Annotated in this window: 21 protein-coding genes; 6 read left to right on the top strand and 15 right to left on the bottom strand. The window is 55.7% G+C overall.

The annotated features are described in order from the left end of the window. The first annotated feature begins 18 nt into the window (after window positions 1-18). The 3 genes from ACO2Q8_RS22495 to ACO2Q8_RS22485 all read left to right on the top strand — a co-directional run bounded on the left by ACO2Q8_RS22495 (window position 19) and on the right by ACO2Q8_RS22485 (window position 4027). Window positions 19-1683 (top strand): complex I subunit 4 family protein, encoded by a 1665-nt coding sequence (locus ACO2Q8_RS22495; protein WP_423347113.1) that lies wholly within the window; start codon window positions 19-21, stop codon window positions 1681-1683. A 202-nt stretch (window positions 1684-1885) separates the two neighbouring features. Then, window positions 1886-2791, top strand: a complete 906-nt coding sequence (locus tag ACO2Q8_RS22490; protein ID WP_423347112.1) for a prohibitin family protein — start codon at window positions 1886-1888, stop codon at window positions 2789-2791. 81 nt (window positions 2792-2872) lie between these two features. Then, the gene (locus ACO2Q8_RS22485) at window positions 2873-4027 is read left to right on the top strand and encodes an acyltransferase family protein (RefSeq protein WP_423347111.1); all 1155 of its coding nucleotides are present in this window, start codon (window positions 2873-2875) and stop codon (window positions 4025-4027) included. A 120-nt stretch (window positions 4028-4147) separates the two neighbouring features. Here the strand turns inward: ACO2Q8_RS22485 and ACO2Q8_RS22480 are convergent, their stop codons facing one another. The 4 genes from ACO2Q8_RS22480 to ACO2Q8_RS22465 form a co-directional block, all read right to left on the bottom strand. Then, window positions 4148-5077, bottom strand: coding sequence for an alpha/beta hydrolase (locus ACO2Q8_RS22480; protein WP_423347110.1), 930 nt, complete (start codon window positions 5075-5077; stop codon window positions 4148-4150). A 40-nt stretch (window positions 5078-5117) separates the two neighbouring features. Continuing rightward, on the bottom strand, window positions 5118-5753 hold the full coding sequence (locus ACO2Q8_RS22475) for a uridine kinase family protein (protein WP_423347109.1): 636 nt from the start codon (window positions 5751-5753) through the stop codon (window positions 5118-5120). A gap of 28 nt (window positions 5754-5781) precedes the next feature. Then, window positions 5782-7977: a two-component regulator propeller domain-containing protein gene (locus ACO2Q8_RS22470; RefSeq protein ID WP_423347108.1), complete on the bottom strand. Its 2196-nt coding sequence runs from the start codon at window positions 7975-7977 to the stop codon at window positions 5782-5784. Between the two features lie 125 nt (window positions 7978-8102). Further along, window positions 8103-8732: a thymidine kinase gene (locus ACO2Q8_RS22465; RefSeq protein WP_423347107.1), complete on the bottom strand. Its 630-nt coding sequence runs from the start codon at window positions 8730-8732 to the stop codon at window positions 8103-8105. Between the two features lie 213 nt (window positions 8733-8945). On the opposite strand from ACO2Q8_RS22465, the gene ACO2Q8_RS22460 reads away from it, so the two are divergent. Further along, the gene (locus ACO2Q8_RS22460) at window positions 8946-10148 is read left to right on the top strand and encodes a hypothetical protein (RefSeq protein ID WP_423347106.1); all 1203 of its coding nucleotides are present in this window, start codon (window positions 8946-8948) and stop codon (window positions 10146-10148) included. Here the strand turns inward: ACO2Q8_RS22460 and ACO2Q8_RS22455 are convergent, their stop codons facing one another. From ACO2Q8_RS22455 to ACO2Q8_RS22405, 11 genes are all read right to left on the bottom strand, one after another. After that, window positions 10149-11003 carry a TraB/GumN family protein gene (locus ACO2Q8_RS22455; RefSeq protein WP_423347105.1) on the bottom strand — a complete coding sequence of 285 codons (855 nt, stop codon included), beginning with the start codon at window positions 11001-11003 and terminating at the stop codon, window positions 10149-10151. Between the two features lie 10 nt (window positions 11004-11013). Then, on the bottom strand, window positions 11014-11439 hold the full coding sequence (locus tag ACO2Q8_RS22450) for an ABA4-like family protein (protein WP_423347104.1): 426 nt from the start codon (window positions 11437-11439) through the stop codon (window positions 11014-11016). Between the two features lie 111 nt (window positions 11440-11550). Then, window positions 11551-12369, bottom strand: coding sequence for a hypothetical protein (locus tag ACO2Q8_RS22445; RefSeq protein WP_423347103.1), 819 nt, complete (start codon window positions 12367-12369; stop codon window positions 11551-11553). A gap of 7 nt (window positions 12370-12376) precedes the next feature. After that, window positions 12377-13540 (bottom strand): hypothetical protein, encoded by a 1164-nt coding sequence (locus tag ACO2Q8_RS22440; protein ID WP_423347102.1) that lies wholly within the window; start codon window positions 13538-13540, stop codon window positions 12377-12379. Between the two features lie 10 nt (window positions 13541-13550). Further along, entirely contained in the window at window positions 13551-14849 is a 1299-nt protein-coding gene (locus ACO2Q8_RS22435) for a hypothetical protein (protein ID WP_423347101.1), read from the bottom strand. 15 nt (window positions 14850-14864) lie between these two features. Further along, window positions 14865-15767 (bottom strand): hypothetical protein, encoded by a 903-nt coding sequence (locus tag ACO2Q8_RS22430; protein ID WP_423347100.1) that lies wholly within the window; start codon window positions 15765-15767, stop codon window positions 14865-14867. After that, window positions 15764-16360, bottom strand: a complete 597-nt coding sequence (locus ACO2Q8_RS22425; protein ID WP_423347099.1) for a hypothetical protein — start codon at window positions 16358-16360, stop codon at window positions 15764-15766. The genes ACO2Q8_RS22430 and ACO2Q8_RS22425 overlap by 4 nt, the downstream gene beginning before the upstream one ends. A 45-nt stretch (window positions 16361-16405) precedes the next feature. Further along, on the bottom strand, window positions 16406-16957 hold the full coding sequence (locus ACO2Q8_RS22420; protein WP_423347098.1) for an RNA polymerase sigma factor: 552 nt from the start codon (window positions 16955-16957) through the stop codon (window positions 16406-16408). Between the two features lie 148 nt (window positions 16958-17105). After that, a complete protein-coding gene (locus tag ACO2Q8_RS22415) occupies window positions 17106-17906 on the bottom strand; it encodes an SMP-30/gluconolactonase/LRE family protein (RefSeq protein WP_423347097.1) in 801 nt (266 codons plus the stop codon). Window positions 17907-18048: 142 nt separating this feature from the next. After that, the gene (locus tag ACO2Q8_RS22410; protein WP_423347096.1) at window positions 18049-18702 is read right to left on the bottom strand and encodes a DedA family protein; all 654 of its coding nucleotides are present in this window, start codon (window positions 18700-18702) and stop codon (window positions 18049-18051) included. 120 nt (window positions 18703-18822) lie between these two features. After that, on the bottom strand, window positions 18823-20697 hold the full coding sequence (locus ACO2Q8_RS22405; RefSeq protein ID WP_423347095.1) for an ABC-F family ATP-binding cassette domain-containing protein: 1875 nt from the start codon (window positions 20695-20697) through the stop codon (window positions 18823-18825). A gap of 170 nt (window positions 20698-20867) precedes the next feature. On the opposite strand from ACO2Q8_RS22405, the gene ACO2Q8_RS22400 reads away from it, so the two are divergent. Together ACO2Q8_RS22400 and ACO2Q8_RS22395 are read left to right on the top strand one after the other, a co-directional pair. Next, window positions 20868-21863 carry a formylglycine-generating enzyme family protein gene (locus ACO2Q8_RS22400; RefSeq protein ID WP_423347094.1) on the top strand — a complete coding sequence of 332 codons (996 nt, stop codon included), beginning with the start codon at window positions 20868-20870 and terminating at the stop codon, window positions 21861-21863. A gap of 64 nt (window positions 21864-21927) precedes the next feature. Next, window positions 21928-23268 carry a Gfo/Idh/MocA family protein gene (locus ACO2Q8_RS22395; RefSeq protein WP_423347093.1) on the top strand — a complete coding sequence of 447 codons (1341 nt, stop codon included), beginning with the start codon at window positions 21928-21930 and terminating at the stop codon, window positions 23266-23268. The last annotated feature ends 36 nt before the right edge of the window (window positions 23269-23304 follow it).

Raw genomic sequence — 23304 nt, 5'->3', positions numbered from 1 at the left:
TGGCTCCGATTCTATACTATGCTGTTGTCATTCCTGATTCTTTTTCCATTGCTGGGTTCGCTGCTGGTGGTTCTTTTACCGGCTAGCCTGAAACAGACGTTCAAGTGGGTTACGCTTGCCGTTTGCGGTCTCGAATTGCTGTTGTGTGGAGCGGTTTACAGCGCTTTTGATCCAAGCCTGTCTGATTATCAACTCCTTGAACGCGTCGACTGGATCACCCTACCACTGGGTTCGCTCGGTGTCATTTCCATCGATTACCTGGTGGGTGTCGACGGCATCAGCCTGCCGCTCGTGCTGCTCTCGGGCGTGGTGATGCTGGTGGGAGCCCTGGCCTCCTGGCACATCGACCATCGGCTGAAAGCCTACCACGCCCTGTATTTGCTCCTGACGGCGACCATCATCGGCTGTTTCGTCGCCCTCGACTTTTTCCTGTTTTTTCTGTTCTTTGAATTTATGCTCCTGCCGATGTACTTTCTCATCGGTTTGTGGGGTGGTCCACGTCGAGAATACGCGTCGATCAAGTTTTTCCTCTATACGCTGGCCGGTTCGGTGCTGATTCTGCTGGTGATGATCAGCCTGTATCTGTCGGTGATGGACCCCATCGAAACCGCCCTGCAAATTGGTCTGATCGATGACCGCTCCGAAGCGACGGACGAACTCATCCGGCAGGTGCAGTATCTTTTATCGGAATACAAACTTCGCTCGGAGCAACTCGTCCACACGTTTGACCTGCGCTACATGGCCCACGGCGGCAATTACCTGCCCGATTCGTTGCTCGGTCCGACCGGCGAAACGGTCTGGTTCGGGATTCCGTCGCGGTTGCTGGCTTTCCTCTGCGTTTTTCTCGGTTTTGCGATTAAACTCCCGGTGGTGCCGGTGCATACCTGGCTGCCCGATGCGCACGTTGAAGCGCCCACCCCGGTTTCAGTGGTGCTGGCGGGTGTCTTGCTGAAAATTGGTGGGTACGGTTTTTTGCGCATCGGCTGGGGGCTCTTCCCCGACGGAGCCGCCGAATATGCGTTGCTGCTGGCCGGGCTGGGCGTGATTTCGATTGTTTACGGTGGTTTCAACGCGCTGGCTCAAAGCGATTTGAAGAAAATGATTGCCTATTCGTCGGTTTCGCACATGGGTTTTGTGCTGCTGGGCATTGCGTCGCTGACTTCCGAAGGCATCAACGGCGCGGTGTACCAGATGGCGAGCCACGGCGTGTTGTCGGCCATGCTTTTTTTGCTCACCGGCGTCATTTATGACCGCACCCACGACCGGCGCATCGACCATTACCGGGGCCTGGCGAGCGCCATGCCGGGGTATACGGCTCTGACCGCGATTGCCTTTTTTGCCTCGCTCGGCCTACCCGGTTTTTCCGGTTTTGTGGGCGAACTGTTTACGCTAATGGGCAGTTTTCAATCGCTCTGGCTGCCGGGCTGGATGACGGCCGTGGCGACGCTGGGCATCATTCTGGCGGCTGCTTACTTCCTCTGGACGCTCCAACGCATGTTTTTCGGCACCCTCTGGTCGCGCACCGAACCCCTGAGCGCCCTCACCGACCTCGACACCCGCGAACGGCTGATGCTGATTCCGCTGGCGGCTCTGGCTCTACTGCTGGGCCTTCACCCCAATCTGCTGTTCGACCTGACCAACGCGACCGTTGCTGAGTGGATTCAGCGGTTTCGCGTCGAGTAGACTTTTGCCCAGCTCCATACCGGAAACAGTGGAGCAGGAGTAGCATCCGGCGGACCGGGACCGACTCCAGTCTGGGAGGGTTATCAATGGGGCGTCCTGCGGACTTGTCAGCAAGTTGCGACGGAGGTAAGTACTTTGGCGGAAATTTCGTATCATTACTTGCGATAAATCCGCATCTCACTTCCTATACCCACGTAACGTTATGCTTTTCCTGATCCTCGGTTTCCTGGCACTCATTATTGGTTTTGCCATCAACACGCCTTCGCTAACCGTTTCCCGGTTTTCCCGGCCATTGAAAGTTGTCGGGGTTATTCTGATTCTTTTCGGGCTGGCGTCGTCGGCTATCCGGCAGATCGACGCCGGAACGGTGGGCGTACAAAGTTTATTCGGGAGCGTGCAGGATCGCGTCCTGGAAAGTGGCCTGAACTGGGTCAATCCCCTCGTGGCCGTCACCGAATTCGACATCAAAACCCAGAATTACACCATGTCGGGGGCGCACGACGAAAGCGGACAACAGGGCGACGACGCCATCCGGGTGCTGACTGCCGATGGTCTGGAAGTTGTCATCGACCTAACGGTTTTATACCGGGTCAATCCAACCGAAGCGCCCCAAATTTACCGCAGTATTGGTTCCGACTATTCAAATAAAGTAGTGCGACCCATTACCCGCACCCGCATCCGCGACAACGCGGTTTACTACGATGCCGTGGCCTTGTATTCCACCAAACGGGATGAATTTCAAAACCGGATTTACAAAACCATCGAGTCTGATCTGACCAAACGGGGCTTACTGCTGGAACAGCTTCTGATTCGAAATATCAACCTTCCGGCATCCGTCAAAACCACCATCGAATCGAAAATCAATGCCGAGCAGGATGCGCAAAAAATGCAGTTTGTGCTGCAAAAAGAACGGCAGGAAGCCGAACGGAAGCGCGTGGAAGCTCAGGGCATTGCCGACTACCAGAAAATCCTGGCCACGGGCCTGTCGGATAAACAATTGCAATACGAACAGATCAAAGCGCAGCGTGAACTGGCCGCTTCGCCCAATACGAAGATTGTCGTGCTGGGTGGTCGCGGAAACACCCCACTGATGCTGACGGATAAATAAATCAGTTCCTCACGCCCAACAGTAGCCCATTCGGAAGCTAACATCGTATACTAATTACTCATTTAACCCAAACTAGTACGTATGCAATCAACTTCTACGACAGCTTCCGAACCGGCGCTTGCCCAACCCGCTCCTGTCCGACGTCTGATGTCGCTGGATGCCCTGCGGGGTTTCGACATGTTCTGGATCGCGGGCGGAGAAGAAATTTTTCATGTGCTGGCCAAAACCACCGGCTGGGCCTGGACCCTCGTCCTGGCCGACCAGTTTACGCATGCCGAGTGGAATGGCTTTCGGGCCTACGACTGCATTTTTCCCCTATTTTTGTTCATGGCGGGGGTTTCAACGCCTTTTGCCGTCGGCAGTCGGCTGGAACGGGGAGTCTCGAAAAGCGAGTTGGCCCGAAAGATCATCAAACGCGGGCTGATTCTGGTTCTGCTCGGCATTATTTACAACAACGGCATTTTGACCAAACCGATCAGCGACACCCGGTTTCCGAGCGTGCTGGGCCGGATTGGGCTGGCCGGGATGTTTGCGCAGTTGATCTACCTTTATTTCCAAAACCCGAAAGCGCAATACACCTGGTTTGGCGCGTTGCTGCTCGGCTACTGGGCTCTGATGATGCTGATTCCGGTACCGGGTTGCGGAGCCGGTGTCCTGACGCTGGATTGCAGCCTGGCGGGTTACGTCGACCGCTCGATTCTGCCGGGCCGTCTGTACCTGAAAGTCCACGATCCCGAGGGCTTGTTTTCGACCATCCCGGCCATCGGAACGGCTTTGCTAGGCATCTTCGCCGGGGAGTTGCTCCGCAGCGATGGCCGATCCGCCCACCGCGACCAGAAAACGCTCTGGCTGGTGCTGGGCGGTGTGTCGTGCCTGATCCTGGGCTATAGCTGGGGCTGGATTTTTCCGGTCAACAAGAACCTCTGGACCAGTTCGTTCGTGTTGGTGGCCGGGGGCTGGAGCCTGTTGATGCTGGCCCTGTTTTACTGGGTGATCGATGTCAAAAAAATCAGCGGCTGGGCGTTTTTCTTCACCGTCATCGGCATGAACTCCATCCTGATTTACATCGCCGGGGAATTCATCAATTTCGAGTACGCGGCCAAATTCTTCTTCGGCGGGTTGCTGGGCTTCTTCTCCGAACCCATCCGGGCTATCGGGGCGGTTTTGGCGTTCCTGGCGGTGAAGTGGGCATTTGTGTATTTTATGTATAAGAAGAAAGTATTCCTGCGGGTTTGAGAATGAGGTTATTACACAGGGTTAATCAGAGAGTATCAGAGGTTATCAGGGGTTTCTCTGATCAACCGCCGGGCGGCCCCGCCTGATGTTCTCTGATTAACCCTGTGTAACAATCAAGCCTTATTTCTTCTCCAACAACCTCATCGACTTCAGCCAGTTTTCACAAGCCGTGGGCCAGCCTTCGACCGAGCCTTTGCCCTGGGTTCGAAGCGCGTAGCCGTGGCCTCCCGTCGGATAGAGGTGCATTTCGGCCGGGATGTTGAATTGCTTAAGCGCCAGGTAATAATCGATGCTGTTTTCCACCGGCACGGCTTTGTCATCTTCGGCGTGGACCAGGAAAGTCGGGGGTGTTTTTTCGCTGACCTGCAATTCGTTGGAATAATAAGCAATCTGCTCCGGGCTGGCGTTTTTCCCCAGCAACCGGTCCCGCGAACCGCCGTGCGCCTTGGCCCCGAACGTCACGACCGGATACATGAGGATCGCAAAGTTGGGTTTGGCTTCCTCGCTGGCGGCTGCGCCCCGGTGGTAATGCGTCGAGAGCGTGGCCGCCAGGTGCCCGCCCGCCGAAAAACCGAGCACGCCCAGCCGGTTGGGGTCCACATTCCACTTGGCAGCGTTTTGCCGAATGAGCTTCATGCCCTGCATAGCATCGGCCAGCGGCACCTCGTGTTTGTTGGTCTGAAGCCGGTCGTCCGGCAGGCGATACTTTAGCACAAAAGCCGCCATACCACGCTCGGTGAACCATTTTGCCATTTCTTCACCTTCGTGGCCATATGCCAGCAGCGCATAACCGCCCCCGGGACAGATCATAATGGCGGCTCCGGTCGCCTTATTTTTCGGCGGCAAAAAGACCGTCAGCGTCGGGACTTTCACTTCGCTGATCCGCAGAATACCGTCTTTGCCCATCTCGGACTTTTCCTGAACGGTCTCGTTCGGAACGGCATTCGGGATTTGGTTGGCGGGCCAGAGGTCCAAGGTTTCCGGTTTTTGGGCCATAACGGAGGTCGTCAGCAGCAGCGTGGCTGAAAGCAGGGTTAAGGAGAAATTCATAAATCAGGTTCAGGATTGAAAATAGAATGTCCGGTTTTGGTTAGCGGGACGGCAAGGTAGCGACTTTCCCTTTCAAATAACCAATGACAACCTCCAGTCCGCGCTGGTAATGGTGGTTGTTCGGAATGACCAGGTCGGCTTTGGCTTTGTGCGGTTTGATGTATTCGCGGTAGGTCGGCCGCACGTGGTACTCCCACTGGTGTTTGATCATCTCAGGCGACAGGGCGCGTTCGGCCTGATCACGAACCATCCGCCGTTCGAACTTGATCTTGTTAGTGGCATTGATAAAAATCTTCAAATCGAGTTGCTCGGAAACGTCTTCAAAATGAAACACGAAAATGCCTTCCACCACGATGATCGGTGTGGGTCGCAGCAGGAGCTTCTTCGGAACGGCGTTCGGATTGTTGAAGGTATATTCCTGCGTTTCAACGGTTTTACCTTCGTGAAGCCGCCGGATGTGGTCGGCAAACTGAACGTGGTCGATGGTTTCCGGCAAATCGAAGTTCGGCACGCCGATCTCGTCGCGCGGAATCTGGTCCAGCGTTTTGTAGTAATTATCCTGCGAAATCAGGCAGATTTCGTCTTCCGTGAACGCGTCGATCAATCCTTTTAAAAACGAGGTCTTGCCGGAAGCGCTCCCGCCCGTGATCCCGACAATGAATGGCTTTTGAGTCATTTTACAAAAATAAAAGCCGAACGCACAATTACCGCACGACGGCCAATTTCCCGGCCAGGCCTTCTTTGCCATCAGCGGTTACGGCGAATATAAAATAGACCCCGGTTTCGGCCGACCGGCCCCGGTAATCGCGCAGGTTCCAGGTAGCCGTGCCGCCCTGCGAACGGGTTTCGTACACGAGTTGCCCCCCGGCATCCATAATTTTCACGACGGTATTTTCCACCAGGCCCCGAATAGTGACCAACCCACCAAAATCGGGCCGGACCGGATTCGGAAAAACCGTTAGGGCCGAAAAAACCGGAGCCGGTTCGCTGGCCGTTCCGCCGTACGACACCAGGCCGTTGGGTGTGGCAATAAACACCTCCCCGCTGGCGGGTTCCAAGGCGAGGGCATTGATTTGTGAAGCGGGCAAGGGGCTGTTCTGGGTCGTAAAATGCTCCAGCAACACCGTGCCGTCTTCATTGAACAGGTACAAACCGTTGGCCGTGCCGATCCACTTCCGGTTGCCGCCATCGACTGCCAGGGCCGTCACTGACTCACCACTCAACAACCGCCGACGGTCGAAAATGGGTCGGTAGGCGTTGACCGAACCGGTAAAAACACCCGCCGGATTATCGAAAACCGCCACGCCATTGTCGGTTCCGATCCAGATCAGGCCGTCGCGGTCTTTCACCAGCGACCGGACGTTGCGATCCGGCAAGTCGCCTTCTCCGGCCTGATCATAAAGCAAGCGGGTGCGGTTCGTCGCCGGGTCGAACACCTGCATGCCGCCCCCGTTGCCCGCGCTCAGCCGCATCCAGACAAAACCGTTGTCATCGATGAGTAGCTGCTGACTATCACCCCGGATGGGCGTGAAGGATTGAAACTGCCCGTTCTGCCGCCGGACATGCAGCGTGGCCACGCCAACATTGAGGGTCGGCGTAGCGAGCCAGACTTCACCCCTGGAATCGACGGCCAGGCTGCTGACGTTCGCCAGCACCCGGTTGACGACTTCGGGCTGGCCCTGATCGCCGTACGCCCATAAACCACCCCCAAAACTGCCGAGGTACGTCCGCTGGTCGGCGGGATTGTAAACGCCCGTTACAAAGTCGGTCGGGAGCGAGGGTGTCAGGAAATTCTGCCAGCGGTTTTGGGAAAACTGGTCGAAGCCCCGGCGTCGGCGGAGGGGTCGGAGAGCCTCGGAAAAACCGCCCGGCAAGGCCAGCAAGTTGGCCGGTTGACCCGGCGGCCCCACCGTTGCCAGTTGCTGAAACACATCGGAAGCCGGACCATCCGGACCGACCGCTTCGACCCGGTTGCCCGAAACCCGGAGCAGACCGGCCAGCGAATCGGCCACCCAGAAGCTCCCGCCCGCTTCCACGAGTTCTTTCGGCTCGCCCAGCAACGCATTTTGTAAGACCACGCCCGAAGCCCGCCGGAGTTCGTCGGGTGCCGTTGCCACCCATTCCGTCGCAGTTTGGAGTAAACCGGTGATCGTTGGCAAGGCGTTGACAATCACCCAGCTCCCACCCTGCCGCTCGGCAACGCCCTGACCCGGCACGGCCGCGTACAGCCGGTTATTGACGCCAACCACCGACCTCACGGAAGTCCCCGCAGGCAACGAAACCGTGCGCCAACTGCCGAAAAACGCTAGGTTGACCGTGGAAGCCAGCCGGGCCGCCAGCAAACCGCGCGAGGTAGCCGCGTAGATCGAGTCCTGGGCCAGGGCCGTGGCATACACCGCGACCGGTGTGCCGTTGGGTCCAATGTTGCGGTACGTATCTCGAATTTCGCCTTGGGAAACGTCCAACACGACGATGCCGAAATCACATGCTAAATAACCGTCGTCACCGGAACGAGTCAGGTGATTGATGCGTTTGCTGCCGGAAATCTGCGTTGCGTCGCGTATAAGGGTAATCGTACTCACTGCGCCCGGTTCGCCGGTCGCTGAAACCGTTACCAGATCAATCAGCCCGCTCCGGTAGCCGACCAGCAGTCTCTTCTGATCGCTCAGGTAAAATAATTGGCTGACGCCGGTTTCGCTGAATCCATCGCCGGGGTGCAGGCGCGTGGCTTCGTTGGTGGCGGGATCGAAGGAAAAAAAACCGGTTTCCGAAGCCGCATAGATTTTCGTCTCCACAGCCGCCACGGTTTGCGTCGATAAGTAGCTGGGATGCGTCCGCCAGGTGCCGGGCTGAGCCTGGGAGGAGTTGGGAAGGAACAATAAATAAACAACAATGAACAATGAATATCGAATATTGAATAACGAATAACGAATAACAAATGGATACGACTTGCCTTCAACCGTTCCTTCTTTGCGGTTCTTCAATGTTCGATATTCGTTATTCAATATTCGATATTCAATATTCATTATCCATTACTACTGTCTTCATACACCCACTCCTTGCTTGTCACCTGCGGGCCGAGGTGGTAGCAACGGCGGCAGCGGGCTTCGTAGCTTTCGGTTTCGCCGAGCAGCACTTTTTCGGTGGACGGCACCAGCCGGTAAGAATAATGGGCGATGTCGCCACAAACGACGCAGATGGCGTGTACTTTCGTCACGTATTCAGCAATAGCCATGAGTTGCGGCATACAACCGAACGGTTTGCCTTCAAAATCCATGTCCAACCCCGCCAGAATGACGCGTTTGCCGGTGTTGGCGAGCGTATTGCAGACTTCAAGAAGCTCTTTATCGTCGAAAAACTGGGCTTCGTCGATGCCGACCACCTCGCTGTCGCCCGCCTGTTCCAGGATCTCGCGGGCCGAGGCCACTGGCTGCGACCGAATGGCGTTGGCGTTGTGCGACACGATGTTCTCCTGATGATACCGCGTATCGATCAGCGGTTTGAAAATAACCACCCGGAGCCGGGCAATCAGCGCCCGGTTAATCCGCCGGATCAGTTCTTCGGTTTTTCCGGAAAACATTGATCCGCAAATGACTTCAATCCAACCCGTGCGCAGGTGGGGAGGATCACGTCGGCGGTTGGGTTCAATAAACATAGTGTCGCAACGTTGAATAAAATTAAGGTAATCCGTGGAGGCAGAAACCGAGATTCGGTGTATTTTGTCGCCCTACAGCCTGCTGGTTCTCAATAAACTGGCATTTTTCTTGTTATAGCAACAAAAGCGGCTTTTGTCCCTATTTTTTCACCAATGTCCGAACGGATTTTTCTGACCGAAAACCATATCTTTACAAAGCAAAGATATTTTGATATGTCGAACAAGTTCAATGCCTCCTCCCTTACTGAATATTGCAAATCATATGCCCGAAAAGTGGCCGGTGATTTTTTTGCGCATCACAGTGTCATCAGCGGTCAGGAGTTGTTGAAATTGAGTGCGGTTAGTCAGGTAAACCTGTTCGTGATCAGCAGTTTGTCCGAGAAGTGGCGGAGTGATGCCGAGCGGTTTCGCAGCCCCTATTTCGATTTCGAACACCCGGATGTTCGCGAAGCCATGCAGGTGTTCATGAACACCGTCTCGCAACACATTTCGGTGCGCCGGGAACACCTCGAACCGCTGCTGGCCGACGCGACCCGCCGGACGCTGATCCTGATTTTCGATCCGCGCCATTATTTTGACGAAGCCCTGCGCAACCAGCCGGATTTCTCGCTGTCGGCCGATGCCGCCCACCAACTGACCCGCTACACGCAGATCAACAAGTTTGTTCCGGCGGCTTTGGAAGAACGCATGAAGGGGAAAAGCGTGGTGTACGTCAACCAGGCGCTGACCTGGCTCGACGAGATTCTGATGCAACGGGGCCGGGAACTCGAAAAACCGGAGAAATACATTACGCTGTTTTCCGAAAAACTACTGCTCGACCCCGGCGTTCTGCTCCGGAAAGCCTCGTACGACTTTACTCCTCCGCAACCGGTTTTGACACCCAACAAGTCGTTTTTTGATACCGAAATTGAGACGCCGGTGGCCCCAACCCCGGAGGTGGCTCCTCCGCCCCCGACAAACGAGGTCGTTCCGGTGATCAATACGATGGATTCGGATGCAGCTCCCCGTTCCCATTTTCTGGATCGTTCCGGGCCGTCCGTCGAACCGACTGGTCCTTCCATGCAGCCCAGCCAGGCTACCGCGCACCTGAGCGAAACGCCGACCCTGGAAGCCGCCCTGCCGAAAGCGGAGGAAGAATCAACGGGGCCGGTTACGGTTGGAGAAACGTTTTACCGCGCACCCATCGAGAGCATCAGCAAGAGCATTTCGTTGAACCAGAAGTTTATGTTTATCAACCAGTTGTTCAACGGCAACGCGGCTTCCTACAACGAAGCGATCGAGGAACTGAACCGCGCCACCAGCTACGACCAGGCCCGCGATCTGGTGTCGTACCGGTATGCCGCTCAGTACCTGTGGGACATGAGCAGCGACGAAGTGGCAATGCTGATTGAAATCCTGAAACGGCGATTTGCCTGATTACTGCGGCTCGACTTTGTAACCTTCTTTCCGCAGCAGTTCGATCAATCCGTTCGGCCCCGGCAGGTGCAGCGCGCCGACGGCCACAAATGTAGGCCGGATAGAAATCAGGGCTGGTAAGCGCTTCATCCAGTTGCGGTTCCGCTCATCGACCAGGTACGTCATGTCGCCGAACGAACTGCCGTGTTTTTCGTTCAGTTTCCACATGCCCTGCAAGTCCTGCTTCAGATACAGTTCGGTAATCGACTTGCTAAGGTCGTACATTTCGGCTTTTCCTTTCACCATCTCAACCAGTTGCTGCGCCTGTTTTTCGACCGGGTCGTGGTCGTAGAGAAACGTCATCTGTTCCTCCATCGTTTCGAGCGTGTTGACGGTTTTCTGGCGTTTGCGGCCGTCGCTGGAAAAATACAGATCGAGCGGCAGGCCCGTAAACCGGCTCAGCGTGTCGGATTCTTTCTGGACATACGCCAGGCTCAGCATGGTGGCCGTGACGATCGGTTTCATCTGGTTGAACAGGCCCAGGTCGTAGCCCGTTCGCTGCTTGAATTCATCGGCCACCAGTTTGTAATCCTCGGCCGACAGCAGCTTGTTCAGGCTGTTGTTCAGCATCAGGCCGCGCATCGCCATCGACAGCATGGCCGAGGAGTCGATTTCGGTTTCGACCACCACGCCCTCCGCGCCTTCGTAGGCGGTTTTCACCTTCGCGTTCTGGTTCAGGTAGCTGTCTTTCAGAATATGGTACGTTCCGAACAGGTACGACGGTTTTTTCAGGCCGTTGCCCGACACTTTCCAGAGCAGCGATTGCGAAAACGCCGTGGTCGAAACAAATAGGAGTAAAAAGGAAAACGTTCTCATCGGTCAAAATTCAGTACAGCTTCTTTTCCTTCGCCGTCCGGATTACAAGATACAACAGCAAACCGACCGGACCCAGCAAAAAGCAAAAAATCAGACACGGAACCACCCAGGCATGCGGCACGCGCCGACGCTGGCTGTTACGCAGCAGCCAGCTCCCGGCCGTCAGATCGAAGGCCAGGTAATGAATCCAGCCCGCCAGCAGGCCCGTATCCTGACGAAATAATGTTTTTACGCCCGCCAGCGTACTAAACGACTGCAAATCAAGGCCGCTGTTGCCGAAAAAAAGGTAGTAAATGTAGACCAGCGACAGCAGCGCCGGGATCAGGAGGGTTTTGGTCAGGAAATCGGTTGGTTTCCAGCGAGGGGCGAAAATCATCAGGAGCCACTGCGGCAGGACGAGCGTGTTGACGATCTGGAAGACGGTTTCGGGGGTCATGGGGTTGCGGTTGCGTAGAACAACGTACGGAAAGTAATTGATTCTCAACAAAAACCGGCCCAACCCCGAACCGTATAGCCAGAAACTGAGTGTATGAACCCCTCTGAAAGCTTACCAGCCCAGCCCGATGACGGCATTGACGCGCAGGGCAACCGTTGGCTTATAATATTTTTCGAAAAAATGAGAGCCGTCATTGAAAATTGGAGCCGAGTCGTATTTATGCGGTACAGTAATTTCCGGCCCGGCATTGACATCGACAAAGCCCAAGCGACCCATCCGGCGTTGCATTCCCCAGTGCGGAAAAACGACCGGAAAATCATAGGTGCCGATACCATTGATCCGATCTGTTCGGACCGTCTGGCCCGTTTTCGTATCATAGATACGCCTATTGGTCTGGTTCACAATCACTTTTGAGACTTGTAACCCGGCATAGTTTCCAGAGAAGTTATTTGCTGACCTCCCCTTGCGAATATTTTTCGCCATGCTATAATAATAGCGGGTTCCTATTTTGGCATACATCAGGTTTCGGACCATCTTATCGGTATCGGTCAGATCTCCATTTCCGTGTTGATCATAAGGAACATCGAACCGCCGAAAACGATTGTATCGAAGCATCACATCAAAACCGGCCAGCACCGAAAACGAGGGCGTGATTTTCCGCTCGACGGACACATCGGCATTCAGGCCGATCCGAAACGAAGGTCTTCCCGTATAATCCCGATCCCCGGCGTTGGGCCAGAATCCGAGTTTGAGCAGTGTTTTCTCCTCCACATTGGCCCGCGTGATGTACCGGTAAAGCCGCTTCAACTCGCCCGTCGTCACGGCGCTATCTTCCTGCGAATACGTGGTTTGCTGGGCGTGGGCGGTTTGGAGACAGCCCAGCGCCAAGGCAGCGAGAAGTGTTAAAAAGGGTGTGGATATAGCTTTCATACGGTTTTTAATTCATCAAATAGTTTATTCCAAGCTGAAAACCGTGCAGGCCACCGCCCTGGTTGGTCGAAAACGAAAGGACATCGCGCTGGTAACGGCCATCAAGCTGCCAGCGGTCGGCGAGTTGCACGGCGGTGCCGACTACAATACCACTAAAATTACGCGGCCGAACCGGGCTGGGCTTCCCGTCTACCTCGGCCTGCCCGTTCAGGAAAAGCGCTAGTTGCGGCCCGGCAAACAACCGCCAATGGTAGGCTACTTCGTGCGAAAACAGGAGCGTCCAGTCCAGAAAGTTCTCACTCGACACGGCCGGCAAATACCTTAGATTGCCCTTCCGGTAGTTGTCCACCCGGTAGCCGCGCTGGGCATAACTGATTTCTCCCCGCGCCGACCAGGTGAGCGAAATCGGTAACTCCGCCCAGACACCCCCGACCAGCCGCGTGCGGTAGCGTTCGGATGGCGAGCGCCCGTTTTCGGTGCTGTGCGTTGCGCCCACCCGAAGCCCTACTTTCAGGTTCTGACGGTTAAAGTGGGTGAGTCCCAGGGAATCAGGATGGAGCCGAAACCGGTAAGCTGCTGTCAGGCCCAGAGTCGTGGCGGTTTTTGCAGGCCCCAACCGATACGCCCGGCCTTCCAGGCCCAGCAGCCAGCGCGGAGTCAGATTCACCTGATACCCGAGTCCAACCTGCGGAACGACCCGCCGGGAATCGCTGAAAGCGGGCCGAATCGTCGTTTGGTCGTCAATTGGATAGCGAGTGGTGTATACGCTGTCGACCGTCATGACCCGAAGTCGCCAGAAGGCCAGTCCCGCCGAGACGCGTACCGTGTGTCGGCGCGACCGGAGCGGGGCCAGCACAACATTCAGCTCCGTGGCGTTATGGTGTTGGTAGAACAGATTCAACAGTTCGCGTCGGTCGGCGGCCTGTAAGGGGGCCGGGTTGTCTAGTTTACCCCAACTCACACCCGCCGAAAAACCGATGTTTTTGTGTGGGAAATACGTCACCTGCTGCCGTAGAAACCAGCCCGTCGGCGCAACATCTGACAAACGCAGGGCGCTGCCGCCCGTGGACAACTCCCAACGATAGCCGTCTGAAGCCTGGGCCAAAACCGGTCGTTGGCCGGTGACAGCCAGCAGGAACAGCAGCGATAAAACGAAACCAAAACGATTCATGGTCAGGCTTTTAAAAACGATATCCCATCTGAAACCCCATCGCAACGTACGTCAGCGCCCGGTTTTGCTGATGGCGAAACCAGACACCCACGGGAATGCGGTCGGTGGGCATGAATTGATAATCGACCTGTAACTGGCTCCCCAGACTCTGGTTTTTCCGCCGGCTGTCGGGGCGCACCGTAATCGTCTTCCCGATCACCTGACCGTCAGACGTATAGGTACCCGAGCCGTAAGCCGGACTGATTCCCGAGGTCATGGTATAAACCGGGCCGACAGCCAGACCGAGCTGATGCCGTCGGGTGTACAGCGGTAAAAACCGGCCCTGAGCCGCGACCTGAAACCCGGTTTTTATCTCGGGTAAAAAGCCGCTGTAATCCTCGAACGACCGCACCAGGCCTACCACCGCCGTGAGGCCGATTCGCCGGTGGATATAGCGCGTGTACCGGTTTTCGTACAACCACGAGCCGCCGAAATCATCGCTGGTGACGCCTAGCCCGGCACCTACTTCGTTGCGGTAATACGGAATGGATTGCTTGATTCGCTCGTACGTCCGCTTGTTTTTGCGGGGCTGGAGCAAGAATGTTTTCAGCGGAAAAAGCCGGTACCCCGCGCTGAGTGACCAAAAACCGTACTGTTGCCGGACGCGGTACGACTGCCCGCCAACAGCAAGCTGGTCGAGGATCGGGCTTAAGCTGCGGGTATAGGTCAGATCGAGTGTGAGCCCGCCGATGTCGACGCCCAAACCGCCCTGGGCCTCGGTATTGAATCGCTTGAAACCATCGCGAACCGCCTGGGTCATCCGGGCCAGTTTGACCTGAGGTTCATAATACTCCCGTTGGGCCGGATAAGTCCGGATCTGATCTTCCAAGTATTGAATATGCGCCTGATTATTGTACGAGTAAGCACGCCGGTTCCAATTACCAACGACACCCGCGTTGATCCGCAGCCAGGGCAGCGGTTTGTAACCACCGATCAGCCGAATGTCCTGGCGTTTAAGTGTCAATTCTGCGCCCGAAGACGTTCGATCGGACGAAAAATAAAGTCCCGGCATGTAATACCGCCCCCGGTTAGCTTCAACCTGACTGTACCAACGCGGCCGATCATAGCGGGCAAACAGCCCCCAGCCTTGCCCCCGCGCGTCTCCGCTGTTCGACTCCACCACCTCAAATTCATCGATTTGCTGGTAAAACCGACTGACTTCCAAGCTGATGGGCGCGATTCCTTTCAAGCCGCCCGTCCATTGTTGCCCGTAACTGCTCAAACTCGTTCCCAAGCCCAGCAAAATTCCTAGTCGTAAAGCGTGTCTCATAATTTCTCCTAATTGTCATTTCGCCCGCGTCACCCCGCTCATTGCCAGTTGAATCACCACCGGGCTGTACGAATTCGTGATCGAAATCAACGGTTTTTGGCCCGGTGGCTGGTAATCGAACCGGCGCTTGTTCATGAATTGCCCCAGGTGGTTGGCATACCCTTCCGGCACCTGAATGGTGGCATAACTCGTCTCGATATCGTATTGAAAATCGTCCATCCGGCGCGGAGCGAGATAGACGTTGGTGCGGGCGGCCTGCACGGTCAGCGCCGTCAACCCCGCTCCGGGCTGGATCGTCAGCTTGCCGTAGCGGCTTTGCAGGGTGCCGCTGCCGCCCAGTTCGCGCAGGGTGATTTCGGCTTTCTCGGCTTTGATGGAGAATGTACCCGTCAACTCGCTGGCGTCGATGTCGCCGTAGTCTGACGTCACCGTTGTTTTGCCGCTCAGGTTGACCAGCGACAGCTTGCCGAATTCAAGTTTCAGCGTGGTTTCGCCCGCCAGATCGCTGAGGTTCACATCGCCGAACGTGTTGCTGACCGTAACCGGGCAGCGCGCGGGTAGCCAGATTTCAAAAACCGCCTTCAGATTGCCCCGCACCGCCCCGGCCCGCTGCGGAATCGTGAAGCGGTTGGCGAGTTCGATGACGTTCTTCCGTGTTTCAATCTCGTAATTCAGAAAGTCCAGTTCGCGTTCAGCCACCTCGCGCTCGGGGTGCTTGGCAATCAGCTTCAGGCGCACCAGCACCGTCGCCTTCGTCCAACCTTTGAGGGTGATGTCGGCTTTCTGGGCCGTCAGGTTCACGCGCTGCCCGGCGTTGTACGCCAGTTCTTTTTCTACGGTTTTCGTCACCACCTGCAGCCGGGTCTGGGCCAGCGCAGGCAGCGTCGTTACCATCAGGAGAAAAAGCAGCGTTTTCATATCATTAATAGCCGGACAAGTTCTTTGGTCACTTCCGCCCGTTCGTTTTCCAGTTTAATCTGCGCCTGCACCAGCGCCGGGTCGTTGCCGAAAACGGCCAGTTCTTCCTCCACCGTCGCCTTTCGGGTATTCAGTTCATCGAGTTGTTGCTTCAATTCCTTCACTTCCGGTTTCTGACAAATCACGACCTGCTGCTCGCATTGCTCGTTGATAAACGTCTCCACGTTCCGGTCGGCCGACGAAACCGGGGCTTCCGGCACCACGGTCAACTCCGTCTCGACCACTTCCGTCTCGTAGGCAATCGTCACTTTTTCGTCGGAAGCCGGTTTTAGCACCAGCCAAAGCCCCCCAACCAGCAGCACCACGGCCGCAGCCGCCCACCGCAGCGAACGCACCCACAGCGGCCGAACCACCGGTTTTTCCAGCCGCTCCGCCACCGACTCCCAGGCATCCGACCGGGGTTCGTAAACCGGCAGGTCGCCCAGCACCCGGTCGATGGCCCCATCCGCCCGCAAATCGCCCTCGATCCGGTCCCACAAGTCGGCCCGGGGTTCGTATTCCGGTAAATCCCGTATGGCGTCCGATAAATCCATCTACTTTTTATCTCCTGTTAATCCCAAAATCTGTGTAATCCAAGTTCAAGACGGTTCTGACAATTTCCTCCGCAGCAGCTTCCGGGCGTAACTCACCTGCGACTTGGACGTGCCTTCCGAAATGTTCAGCATCGCGGCAATTTCGTGGTGTTTGTAGCCCTCTACTTCGGCCAGCACGAAAACCGTCCGCGCGCCGTCGGGCAGCGACCGAATGGCGGCATCGAGCATTTCACCCGTCAGGGTGTCCGGTATCTCGACGGCGCGGTCGTGCCGCTCCTCGTCCAGCGTTTCAAACCGCCATTCGAGTTGCCGTTTTCGCAAGGCTTGCCGCACCACGATGGTTTTGATCCAGACACCCAGCGTCGACTGAAACCGAAACGAATCCAGGTGCCGGAATACCTCCACAAACGCGTCCTGCAAGGCGTCGTTGGCGTGGTCGTAATCGTTCAGCATCCGAAACGCCACCGAAAACATCGCCCGCTTATACCGCTCGAACAGCAGCCGCTGCGCCATGCGCCGATCCGCCGGATGATCCGGCCGAAGGCAGCGGGCGACGAGTTCGTTGTCCGTTAAATCGGGAGTCAGAGTCAAGCGCAAAGCATCGTTGAACGTTCAGAATAAAGTGCGGAAAGGAAGGGAAAAGGTTGGAAAGGGGCGAAAAAAATAACGAATAGCGAAAGGAGCAAAGCCACTTCATTATTCATTATTCAACATTCGCTATTCGTTATTTTGTCCCAGATCCAACTCAGTCGGTCAGGGAGAGCAGTTGCCCCTTTTGGGTTTCAGTGACGACCAGCCCGCGCCGTCCAGTCGGGTCAAAGGCGCAGTTGGTCGGGTTTTCGCCCGGCAGTTTGATGGTGTCGACTTGTTGTCCGTTGGGGTTGTAAACCTGCACACAGCTACCGCCATAAATGGCCGCGTACAGCCGGTTGTCGGGGCCGAGCGTGAGTCCATCCGGCCCAAAACCGCCCGACCCGGTTTCGGCCCAAACTGCCGGACTAATCCAGTTTAGTCCGGTGCCATCCCAGCGCCCGGCCCAGATACGCTTGCGGTGTGTTTCGGCCACGAGCAAGGTACGGCCGTTGGGTAAGAAGGCGATTCCGTTCGGATAAAACAGTTTTTCGGAGATTTTCCGGACCTCGCCCACGGCCGAGCAAACCCCCACATAGCCCGGTTCGTCTTCGTCGGGTGAACCAGGGCAGGTAAAGAGCAGATTGCCTTCCGAATCGATGATCAGATCGTTAGGCCAGTTGAGGGGTTCGTCGCCGATCTGGTCGACGATGGTTTCGGGTTCCTGCTCCGGGTGGTTGATGCAGCGGATGGCGTGCTGGCCGGAGTCGCAGAACCAGAGCCGGTCGAGGTCGTCGATGTATAGACCGTTCGGTCGGCTGTTGATGCCCGTCGGAACGCGGCCACTGCTGCCATCCGGTTTTAGCCAGAACAAACTCGCCCCTTCCTGCTCGACGCACCAGAGCGTGCCGTCGGACGTAAACGCCGGTCCTTCCGGAAACCGCAAACCCGTGGCAATAACGTCTATGTTTTTCATGCTGAGTAGCTTATTGATGACTCAAGTCACTACTAAACCAAAAAACCGGGGCCTAAGTTGGGAAAGAGAGGGAATAATAAGCCAGAACCACACCTTCGGTAGCTGGACACCTATACTCGATTCGGGCAAAAAACCGGCCAGGTTACTCGCCGACGGTTTCTTTTTCCTGCTTCATGTCTTTGCGGGCGTTCAGATACCCCCGAATCACGGTAAAGGTCGTAACGGCCAGGAAGAAGATGATGATGTAGTGAACGTAATCGACGATCCAGGGGAATTTCTCACCGAAATAAAAACCGCCCCCGACCAGCGATAGCACCCAAACAGCTCCCCCAATCACGTTGTAAAGCATAAAATACCGGAAATTCATCCGGATCAGCCCGGACAGAATCGGGGCAAACGTGCGAACCACCGGCAAAAACCGGGCCACAATCAGCGTCCGGCTACCATATTTCAGAAAGTATTCGCGGGTAGTTTCGATGTGTTTTTTCTTGAAAAACAGCGAATCCGGGCGATTTTGCAGCCGGTCGCCAAAATACCGGCCCGTCAGATAGCCCGTCAGCGAGCCCAGCACGGCGGCTCCGAAAATGCACACCAGCAGCAGCGGCAGCGGAACGTCGAGCGTCCGAGTTCCGGCAAACACGCCCGAAAGAAAAAGCAGATAATCGCCGGGCAGGAAAAACCCGAAAAAGATCCCGTTTTCAATGTAGATAATGAGCGTAATCAGTACCAAACCGCCCGTCTGGATGATCTCTTCCGAGTTGAGAAGGTATTGGAAAAAGTCGACGATTTGGTTCATGATTCAATGAGTGACGGGGCCGCCCGCGCGGTGAGCGAATGAGTGATTGAGTGAATAGCTTCGCTGGAAGCAAAGAACTGGCGGAGTTATTCACTCAATCACTCATTCGCTCATTCACAATTATAAAAGTTCTGCCAGCTCCAGCCAGCGGTCGGATTTTTCGGAAATCTGTTGATCGAGTTGTTCAATTTCGCGAGCCCAGCGCGTCAGGTCTTCGTGGCTGCCGGTTCCGCTGTTCAACTGCTCCAATAAACCGCTTTTCCGTTGTTCAAGTTCCTCAATTTCTTTTTCCAGGGCTTCATATTCGCGCTGTTCCCTGAACGAAAGTTTGCGCTTGCCCTCCGCCGGAGTCGCCGGTTTTGGTTCCGGAGCGGCTGGGGCGGTTTTTATCTTTTCGGCCGGTTTGCGGTCGGCGGGTTCGGAGGCTTTGCGCTCTCGGTAGTCGGTATAATTGCCCGGAAAGTCGCGGACCCTGCCGTTGCCCTCAAAGACGAACGTATGGTCGACCAGCCGGTCCATGAAATAACGGTCGTGGGAGACGAGCAGTATGCAACCCGGAAAATTGAGCAGAAATTCTTCCAGCACGTTCAGGGTCGTGATGTCCAGATCGTTCGTCGGCTCATCCAGAATCAGGAAGTTGGGGTTCTGCACCAGCACGAGCAGCAGTTGCAACCGCCGTTTTTCGCCCCCCGACAGCTTGTGCACGTAATCGTACTGCTTGGCCCGGTCGAACAGAAAATGCTGCATAAACTGCGAGATCGTGACAGTTTCGCCGGTTCCGAGTTTGATCACCTCGGCTACTTCCTGCACCACGTCGATCACCCGCTGGTCGTCGGGAATCACCAGATCCGATTGGGTATAATAGCCGATCTTGACGGTTCCGCCCGTGATGATCTTGCCCGAATCGGGGCGTAGTTCGCCGGTAATCATGTTCAGCAGGGTGGTTTTGCCCATGCCGTTCTTGCCGATGACACCGATGCGGTCGTTACGCCGGAAGGTATACGTAAAATGATCGAGCAGCACCTTCTCCCCGAATCGCTTGCTGACGTTTTCGAGTTCGATGATCTTGCTGCCGAGCCGCTGCGTGCGGATGTTCAGCTCCAGTTGGTCGTTGCCGAGCCGCTGGTGGGCTTTTTCCTTCACATCCTCGAAGGCATCGACGCGGTATTGGGCTTTGGTGCCGCGTGCTTTCGGCTGCCGACGCATCCAGTCGAGCTCGCGCCGGAAAAGGTTTTTCGCCTTGTCAACTTCGGCAGCCATCACAGCCTGGCGTTCGGCTTTCTTTTCCAGAAAATACGCGTAATTGCCTTTGTAGCTGAACAGCGACTGCTGGTCGAGTTCGACAATCTGATTGCAGACCCGGTCGAGAAAATACCGGTCGTGCGAGACGAGCAGCAGGGTGCTGTTGTTGGTCGACAGAAAGTTTTCCAGCCACTCGATGGTTTCCAGATCGAGGTGGTTGGTCGGTTCGTCCATGATCAGCAAATCCGGGTTTTCGATCAGCACCTGCGCCATCGCGACCCGTTTGCGCTGCCCTCCCGAGAGCGTCGAAACCGGCTGCGTCACGTCGTGAATGCCCAATTGGCCCAGAATCTGCTTCATCTGCGTTTCGTAATCCCAGGCTTGCAGCGTGTCCATCTGCTGCATCGCGCGGTCGAGCGCGGCCGGGTTGTCAGCCAACAAGGCTTTTTCATACTGCCGGATGGCCGTCAGCGCCGGATTGTCGCCCGTTAAAACGATCTCCATCACCGTTAGCCGATCATCAAGTTGGGGTTGCTGGTCCAGAAAGCCCACCGAAATGTCTTTGCGGATGCTGACAAGCCCTTCGTCGGGCGGCATTTGCCCCGACAGAATGGATAATAGCGTGGATTTGCCGGTGCCGTTGGCCCCGACGATGGCGACTTTATCTCCCCGGCTCATGCCGAACGTGATGTTCCGGAACAACCACTTGTCGCCGAAGGATTTGGATAAGTTTTCTGCGGATAAATAATTCATTATACAGCAAAGATACACAGCCGGAGCCGGATCGCCGAGACCGTTGGCGCAGGTTAGGCCCGAAAACCGCCGGTTCTGTTTTGCCGATGCTAAATTTTCGAACGAAATGTGGTAAATTTCCGACCGGTTTCCCTTTGTTTAGTTTAAAGCTTAATCCATTAACCCCATTCATGCGAAAATCCATTGCCCTGTTTGGTCTGGCGTGTTTTATTTCGGTAAAGAGTCTGGCGCAGGTGACCGACGATGTAAAAAAATCCTATACTCAACCGATTCCCGGCAGCACGCTGGTGTATGATATGGTAGCGATTCCGGGCGGAACGTTCATGATGGGAAGCCCGGCCAACGAAAAGGGACGCAAACCCGATGAGGGGCCACAACACAAAGTAACCATCGAACCCTTCTGGATGGGTAAACTGGAAGTGACCTGGGATCTGTTCGATTTGTTTGCTTTCAAGAATATGGAAAAGGAAATGGCCAACCGGACGCCCGGTTTTGATCTGGCGAAAACCGATGCCGCCACCCGGCCGAGTCCGCCGTACGTGGATATGTCGTTCGGGATGGGTCGGGAGGGGTATCCGGCCATCAACATGACGCAGTACTCGGCCATTCATTTTTGTGCGTGGCTGTACGCCAAAACCGGTATTTTCTACCGACTGCCCACCGAAGCCGAGTGGGAATATGCCTGCCGGGCCGGAACGACGACGCCGTATTCGTTCGGAGCGGATGTGAAGCAGTTGGGCGAATATGCCTGGTTTAACGGCAACAGCGACGGCTCGTACAAACAGGTTGGCAAGAAAAAACCGAATCCGTGGGGCCTGCACGACATGCACGGCAACGTGATGGAATGGACGCTGGATCAGTATTACCCGGATTATTACGCCCGGAAAGCGAAAGGTGAAGTAAAAGAACCGTACGCGAAAGTGACGCAGCTTTACCCAAACGCGGTGCGGGGCGGTTCGTGGGATGACGATGCGGCCGTGTTGCGCTCAGCCGCCCGAACACCCTCGGCTCCGGCCTGGAAAATGCTCGACCCGCAGGCTCCCAAAAGCGAGTGGTGGCTGACCAGCGCGTCGTTTGTCGGATTCCGGGTGGTGCGGCCCGCTAAAAAGCCGTCGGACGAAGAAATCAAGGCGTATTACAACCCGCCGTTGATTGAGGAGTATTGAGGTAGACCTATTTTAGAGTATTTGCCATTGGACGTTATATACCTTATTTTTAAACCTTTTTCCTATGTCAAACGAATCCAACCGCCGGGACGCCGGCCGCCGGGAGTTTCTGAAACAATCCGGCCTCTTGACAGGCGGTGCCCTGTTAACGACCCTACCTTCTTTTGCGTCTTCCTATGGCTTTCATAATTCGGCCGATGATACCATCAAAGTGGCGCTTATTGGCTGCGGTGGTCGGGGAAAAGGCGCTGCGCTTCAGGCCCTGAAAAGCAAGCAGAATGTTAAAATTGTGGCGATTGCCGATGCGTTCCGTGATCGGTTGGACGACGCGTATAAAACCTTAAATCAAAATCCGGAACTGGCGAAGCGGGTCGATGTTCCGGAAGAACGCAAGTTTGTCGGTTTCGATGCCTATCAAAAAGCCATTCCGTTGGCGGATGTCGTGATTCTGGCCACTCCTCCGGGTTTCCGGCCGATGATGTTTGAAGAAGCCGTCAAGCAAAACAAGCACGTCTTCATGGAAAAACCGGTGGCTACCGATGCACCGGGTGTTCGCCGGGTGCTGGCCGCTGCCGAAGAAGCCAAGAAGAAAAAACTGAACGTGGTCGTTGGATTGCAACGCCATTACCAGCCGAACTACCGCGAAATGATCAAACGAATCCACGATGGCGCGCTGGGCGACATCATCGGCGGTTCGGTCTATTGGGTAAGTGGGGGCGTTTGGGTAAATCCGCGTAAGCCGAACCAGACCGAAATGGAACACCAGATGCGGAACTGGTATTACTTCAACTGGCTCTGCGGGGATCACATCAACGAACAGCACATTCACAACATCGACGTGGCCAACTGGGTGAAAAAAGGCTATCCGGTCTCGGCCCAGGGAACCGGCGGTCGTCAGGTGCGGACGGGTAAGGAGTACGGCGAAATCTTTGACCACCACATCGTGGATTACGTCTACGAAGATGGCACGCTGATCAACAGCCAGTGCCGCCACTACGAAGGCACCTACAGCAAAGTGGACGAAGCGTTTGTTGGTACGAAAGGCCGGGTCGATTCCTTCGGGCGGCAAAGCATCCTGAAAGACCACAAGGGCAATTCCATTTACACGCATAACGGCAAGGGCGACGGCGATCCGTACCAGATCGAACACGACGAACTGTTTGCGGCCATTGCTAAGAACGAATACAAGTTCTGGGATGCCGAAAATGGCGCGAAAAGCACGCTGACGGCCATCATGGGCCGTATGGCGACCTATTCAGGCAAAGTGGTGAAATGGGATGAGGCCCTGAACTCGAACATCGACCTGTTCCCGGAAAAACTGGCCTGGGATGCCAAACCCAAGCTATTGCCCAACGCCGACGGTTTCTATCCGGTCGCCGTGCCGGGCAAAACCGTAGCGGTTTAGCCGATCCTTGTTTCTTAATTTCGAAGGGCACCAATG

The organism is Larkinella sp. VNQ87 (genome assembly GCF_049445795.1).
Taxonomy (GTDB): Bacteria; Bacteroidota; Bacteroidia; order Cytophagales; family Spirosomataceae; genus Larkinella.
The sequence above is the reverse complement of the archived record's forward strand: the minus strand, read 5'-3'. Positions and strand labels throughout refer to the sequence as shown.

Excerpts from the sequence above, each read along its gene's own strand:
- ACO2Q8_RS22410 (WP_423347096.1), bottom strand. The coding sequence starts at position 18,702 with ATGAACCAAATCGTCGACTTTTTCCAATACCTTCTCAACTCGGAAGAG.
- ACO2Q8_RS22490 (WP_423347112.1), top strand. The coding sequence starts at position 1,886 with ATGCTTTTCCTGATCCTCGGTTTCCTGGCACTCATTATTGGTTTTGCC.
- ACO2Q8_RS22400 (WP_423347094.1), top strand. The coding sequence starts at position 20,868 with ATGCGAAAATCCATTGCCCTGTTTGGTCTGGCGTGTTTTATTTCGGTA.
- ACO2Q8_RS22495 (WP_423347113.1), top strand. The coding sequence starts at position 19 with ATGCTGTTGTCATTCCTGATTCTTTTTCCATTGCTGGGTTCGCTGCTG.
- ACO2Q8_RS22415 (WP_423347097.1), bottom strand. The coding sequence starts at position 17,906 with ATGAAAAACATAGACGTTATTGCCACGGGTTTGCGGTTTCCGGAAGGA.
- ACO2Q8_RS22435 (WP_423347101.1), bottom strand. The coding sequence starts at position 14,849 with ATGAGACACGCTTTACGACTAGGAATTTTGCTGGGCTTGGGAACGAGT.
- ACO2Q8_RS22460 (WP_423347106.1), top strand. The coding sequence starts at position 8,946 with ATGTCGAACAAGTTCAATGCCTCCTCCCTTACTGAATATTGCAAATCA.
- ACO2Q8_RS22405 (WP_423347095.1), bottom strand. The coding sequence starts at position 20,697 with ATGAATTATTTATCCGCAGAAAACTTATCCAAATCCTTCGGCGACAAG.
- ACO2Q8_RS22425 (WP_423347099.1), bottom strand. The coding sequence starts at position 16,360 with ATGGATTTATCGGACGCCATACGGGATTTACCGGAATACGAACCCCGG.
- ACO2Q8_RS22430 (WP_423347100.1), bottom strand. The coding sequence starts at position 15,767 with ATGAAAACGCTGCTTTTTCTCCTGATGGTAACGACGCTGCCTGCGCTG.
- ACO2Q8_RS22450 (WP_423347104.1), bottom strand. The coding sequence starts at position 11,439 with ATGACCCCCGAAACCGTCTTCCAGATCGTCAACACGCTCGTCCTGCCG.
- ACO2Q8_RS22455 (WP_423347105.1), bottom strand. The coding sequence starts at position 11,003 with ATGAGAACGTTTTCCTTTTTACTCCTATTTGTTTCGACCACGGCGTTT.
- ACO2Q8_RS22440 (WP_423347102.1), bottom strand. The coding sequence starts at position 13,540 with ATGAATCGTTTTGGTTTCGTTTTATCGCTGCTGTTCCTGCTGGCTGTC.
- ACO2Q8_RS22395 (WP_423347093.1), top strand. The coding sequence starts at position 21,928 with ATGTCAAACGAATCCAACCGCCGGGACGCCGGCCGCCGGGAGTTTCTG.
- ACO2Q8_RS22465 (WP_423347107.1), bottom strand. The coding sequence starts at position 8,732 with ATGTTTATTGAACCCAACCGCCGACGTGATCCTCCCCACCTGCGCACG.
- ACO2Q8_RS22485 (WP_423347111.1), top strand. The coding sequence starts at position 2,873 with ATGCAATCAACTTCTACGACAGCTTCCGAACCGGCGCTTGCCCAACCC.
- ACO2Q8_RS22480 (WP_423347110.1), bottom strand. The coding sequence starts at position 5,077 with ATGAATTTCTCCTTAACCCTGCTTTCAGCCACGCTGCTGCTGACGACC.
- ACO2Q8_RS22445 (WP_423347103.1), bottom strand. The coding sequence starts at position 12,369 with ATGAAAGCTATATCCACACCCTTTTTAACACTTCTCGCTGCCTTGGCG.
- ACO2Q8_RS22475 (WP_423347109.1), bottom strand. The coding sequence starts at position 5,753 with ATGACTCAAAAGCCATTCATTGTCGGGATCACGGGCGGGAGCGCTTCC.